3 protein-coding genes and 1 pseudogene are annotated in these 4677 nt (G+C 46.6%); all 4 read left to right on the top strand.

Translation table 11 applies throughout. The features are described from left to right. The first annotated feature begins 279 nt into the window (after positions 1 to 279). Complete coding sequence (locus tag JU82_RS11230; RefSeq protein ID WP_037950767.1) at positions 280 to 1161, top strand: inverse autotransporter beta-barrel domain-containing protein; 882 nt, start codon at positions 280 to 282, stop codon at positions 1159 to 1161. After that, the gene (locus tag JU82_RS11225) at positions 1158 to 1841 is read left to right on the top strand and encodes a DUF4382 domain-containing protein (protein ID WP_037950764.1); all 684 of its coding nucleotides are present in this window, start codon (positions 1158 to 1160) and stop codon (positions 1839 to 1841) included. The genes JU82_RS11230 and JU82_RS11225 overlap by 4 nt, the downstream gene beginning before the upstream one ends. 242 nt (positions 1842 to 2083) lie before the next feature. After that, entirely contained in the window at positions 2084 to 4015 is a 1932-nt protein-coding gene (locus JU82_RS11220) for a TolC family outer membrane protein (RefSeq protein ID WP_037950757.1), read from the top strand. Next, positions 4008 to 4677 (top strand): annotated as a pseudogene (locus tag JU82_RS12185) (type I secretion system permease/ATPase); the annotation flags it as partial. The gene JU82_RS11220 and the pseudogene JU82_RS12185, both read left to right, overlap by 8 nt.

Raw genomic sequence — 4677 nt, 5'->3', positions numbered from 1 at the left:
AGTAGAGCAGCCCGGTAGCTCGTCGGGCTCATAACCCGAAGGTCGTCAGTTCAAATCTGGCCTCCGCAACCAACCACACATTTTTCCTCCCTTTTTCAATTAAATAACAAAAAAAACTTACACACTATTCAAATATCATAAAACAATACGACAAACTTGTACTTCCTTATCCCCTCTTTTCCCGCACGATCCATGCTCTTATCATTTTTTTTAATTTAAAAACCAAAAATCGTGCAAAAGTGTTATACTTGATTTGAATGAAATAGAAGGAGGAAAGAGATGAAAACCACACGACGGGCTATTTCTGCTTTGCTTGCCGCATGTTTGTTTTCTGCAGCAGCCAATGCCGATGAAAACAGTGCAAATATCAGTGAAGCGATAAACAAAGCTCTCAATATGATTGAAACCCCTGAAAATGCTCCGGGATGGTTGAAAAGGACAACGTTTGACATCGGTGTCGAAGAAAACTACAAACCCACGTGGAATTTGGAAACCGTTCAGCCGGTCAGTCAGTTTTATGCCGACGATATGTTGTTTTGGCAATTTCATACTTCGTTAAGAGGGAACGTTGACACCTACAATCTCGGCCTTGGATACCGGAATATTATTCATCCTGAAGTAATGCTTGGGATCAACAGCTTTTATGATTACCAAAATAAAAACAATCATGAAAGATGGAGCGTCGGCGTCGAAGCGATCGGGCAACTGGCTGAATTTCGTGCCAACCGATACATGGCTATCACGAATAAAAAAGAGGTGTCAACCGGCGTTTTCGAAGAAGTCCTTGATGGATGGGATGCCGAATTGGGAGGAAGTATTATTCCGAGCTTTCCATTGAAACTATTTGCTTCCTATACGGTGTGGGATGCCAAGCAGACCGAAGACCTCAAACAAAAAGCGGTAAGACTCGAATATTTCCTGAACGATTCGATCACACTGGGAATGAAATACACCCACGACAACAACAAACAAGGCAGTATGGACCAAAATCGTCTGATGGCCCAGATGACCGTCTCTTTGGGGACAAAATCGCCCAGCAGCATGAATGTCGAGCAGGCAACCGATCTGCATGAAAGACTCTTGATTCCCGTCAAAAGGGAACATGACCTTATCATAGAGAAATCGGTGAGTGCAAACATTAAAATAGGAAGAGGTTCATGATGAAAAAGGTATTCTTTAAAATGCTCAGCGTTGCTGTTCTTTTTAGCGCGTCATTAGAAGCCATTCCAAGTGATCCCGAGCTTGTCGACGGCGCAGCGGCCGGCAGAAGCATTACAAAATACAACGTAACGATCAACAAATTGGAAGTTTTTAACAGTGAAACCGGAACCTACGTTACATTATCCGATACGCCGACGACCGTCAACATCGCGAGCGGAACTGCAGGTGCGGACATCGCGGCTATGGTCGCAAACGCGACAATCCCCTACGGAACGTATACGAAGACTCGGGCTACGATCGCCAACACTTTTACGATCAACGCCTGTTACAGTGCCACGCAATGCACAGGCGGGACCAGACCGACCATCGGGGATGCGTTTGTAAATAATGCGATGGCGGTAGCGACCACTGCCACCGCTAGTCGTGCTGACACCGCGGTAACGATCGATTTCACCAATACGGCGTATGTATCGGCAGCGATCCTTTCGGCGAACGGGGCTACCGCCCTTAGTGACGGTGTGCAGATAATCTACGATCATCCGACTCCGTTGATCGTCAATCAAAATACCACTGCATTCAATGTGGACGTCAAATTCAATCTCGGCGGCGGCGTATTCAGATATAACGTTACTGCGACCTCGGTCTATGTTGATTTCCCAACCGTGTCTATCAGCTTTTAATACCCAAAAAACAAGTCATACACTTATGGCTTGTTTTTCTGGACTTCGTTTGATTTTCACGTATTCTGCCTAAACACAACTACTTTAGAATAATAAAAAACAAATAAAACTATTAGAAAATATTTTATTAACTTTAATATCACTTTTTAATTTCAATAAATCTTATTTTTTTTATTTTTATTGCATAAATGTCGATAATACAGTATATTTTGCTGTCTTCTAATTAATAAGGTACTGTATTTATGAAACCATCTATTAGCGTACTCAATCTATTATTAATTCCTTTATCCCTTTTCGGTCTAACGATTGAGCAGGCTGTTCAGACCTCGCTCGATACCAATCCGCAAATGCAAAAACGGATCAGCGAATACAAAAGCACGCGCTATGATGTGGACAAAGCAAAAGCGGGGTACAAACCGACCGTTGAGATCAGCGGCGCAATCGGCCCCGAGCATACGGAACGCAAAGCCCCTACCCCGAACCAGACATTTGACTTGACGCGTAAAGAAGCTTCTTTGGTCGTCACCGAAAATCTTTTCAAAGGCTTCAATACCGAAAACAACGTGTTGGAACAAGAATCGCGGCTTCAAACATACCGCTACTACACGATGCAAGAAGCCAATGCCCTCACATTGCGTACCGTACAGGGGTATCTTGGGGTCATCAAAAACAAACATCTGCTTGATCTGGAATACGAAAACGTCAAAACCCACGAGCGGATACATAAAATGATCCGTGAAAAAACAGCGGCAGGCTACGGACGACGTGCCGATCTCGAGCAGAGTGAAGCGCGGATGGTTCTCTCCTACGCCAACTACATTGCGCAGCAAAACAACTATCAAGACGCTATCATCAATTTCGAACGTATATACGGTCAGATCATTCCGGCCGAATCGATGCTGAAACCCTCTGCCCCCTCTCTGCCTGCAGACAATCTCGAGGCACTGATTCATCTTGCATTGACGCACAGTCCTACCTTACAGGTCGAGCACTCGAACGTCAAAACGCAAAAAGCACGCTACAAGAAAGAAAAAAGCAGTTTCTACCCCAACGTCGATGCCGAACTTTCCGCCGATTATCAAAACGACATCGACGGCTACAAAAATGACGATCGAAGCTATCGCGCCATGCTGAAACTTTATTACAACCTCTACAACGGCGGCGGCGATGAAGCGACACGGCTCCAGAACCTCCAGATTATCACCTCTCATCAGTTAAGCCTGAATGAGCAGGAACGCGCCGTCGCCGAAAAAGTCAAACTGGCATGGATGTCATACCAGTATTATTCCAATCGAATCCGCTGCCTGCGAATGCATGTGGAACTGTCGAAAAAAACAGCCGGTTCGTATGCCGAAGAATACCTTCTCGGGCGACGTACGCTGCTTGATCTGCTCAATGTCGAACTCGAATACACAACAGCCCGAAAAGAGCTCGCTACGGCCGAAGACGGGTTACTCTACGCTTCGTACCGGATTCTTGAATCTCTTGGGCTTGTTACCTATGCATTGGATGCCAATCTGTATCAGCAGATCGGCCTTACCGCCCCTGACAATATCACGTACGCACCTCTCAGAAACATGAAACTGACGCAATACGGTGACACCAAAGGATACCTCGATATCACCGACGTTTGCCAAAAAGCGTTTGAACCGATCGTGCAGGTACCAATCATCATTCCCGAAATCGAGACGATGATCAACAAATTTCCCGAATCCCGAATGACGGTTCCGGAACCGGTACCGGCACCTGTCATTCTGCCAAAAGCCGATAAAACCGCTACACGGGCGATCATTATCGACGAAACCGTCTCCGGAAGTCCGAATGTTACCTTTGCCGACATCCATTTTGCCCACAATTCTGCCGTCCTTTCGCCTCAAAGCAAACAAGAGATTATCCCCCTTGTCGAAAAACTGCGTAGTAATCCGGCAGCGTATCTCGACATTCACGGTCATACGGACAATGTAGGCCCGGAGTGGTCAAATAAACGGCTCTCCCGCCTGCGCGCCGAATCAGCCAAAGCGGTACTCGTCGAACAGGGGATTTCCGAAGATCGTGTTCATATCTTTGCTCACGGTCTGCATAAACCGATCGCCGATAATGCCACTGAAGATGGCAGACGACTAAACCGCCGCATCGAATTTATCATCAAAGAAACAAAGGGAATCCGTGAATAAGCAACACCTTTCCGATCCGTTGCTGGAGTGTCTGGTTCTTTTTACCAAACTCTACCACGATCCTTACAGCGCAGAAGCTTTGAGTGAAGGGCTGCCGGTACCGGACGGTGCCGCCACTCCCGAACTGTTTTCACTGGAACATTCTAATTCCAATTTTTCCCGTGCCGCAATACGGGCCGGATTGGTATCGACTCTCGTGCAGCGCGAACTTGACGCTATCTCCTCTATGGTTTTGCCGTGTATCCTCATTCTCAAAGACAACAATGCGTGCATACTCGAAGAGATCGACCGCATTACCCGAAAAGCCAAAATCATCTTTCCGGATATTCCGGGCGGCGAAGAATGGATCGCACTTGAAACGCTGGAAGAACATTATCTCGGCTTCGCCTTCTTTCTGAAAAAAGAGCGGCGTTATGACCGTTCTCACCGTGAACTGCTGAAACATGAAGGGTATCACTGGTTTTGGGGGACGCTGCGCCGTTCGACCCCGATTTACCGCGACGTGTTGATCGCTTCGGTATTAATCAATCTTTTCATCCTTGCCGCGCCGTTGTTTACAATGAATGTCTACGACCGTGTCGTGCCGAACAATGCCGTCGAAACGCTATGGGTGCTGTCGATCGGGATACTGGTGGTATTCGCCTTCGATCTGATCTTAAAGT

Origin of the sequence: Sulfuricurvum sp. MLSB (genome assembly GCF_000747095.1) — a bacterium.
Taxonomy (GTDB): domain Bacteria; phylum Campylobacterota; class Campylobacteria; order Campylobacterales; family Sulfurimonadaceae; genus Sulfuricurvum.
The sequence above is the reverse complement of the archived record's forward strand: the minus strand, read 5'-3'. Positions and strand labels throughout refer to the sequence as shown.

Bases quoted from the DNA above. Each gene is read 5' to 3' on its own strand.
- JU82_RS11230 (WP_037950767.1), top strand. From the start codon at position 280: ATGAAAACCACACGACGGGCTATTTCTGCTTTGCTTGCCGCATGTTTG.
- JU82_RS11225 (WP_037950764.1), top strand. From the start codon at position 1,158: ATGATGAAAAAGGTATTCTTTAAAATGCTCAGCGTTGCTGTTCTTTTT.
- JU82_RS11220 (WP_037950757.1), top strand. From the start codon at position 2,084: ATGAAACCATCTATTAGCGTACTCAATCTATTATTAATTCCTTTATCC.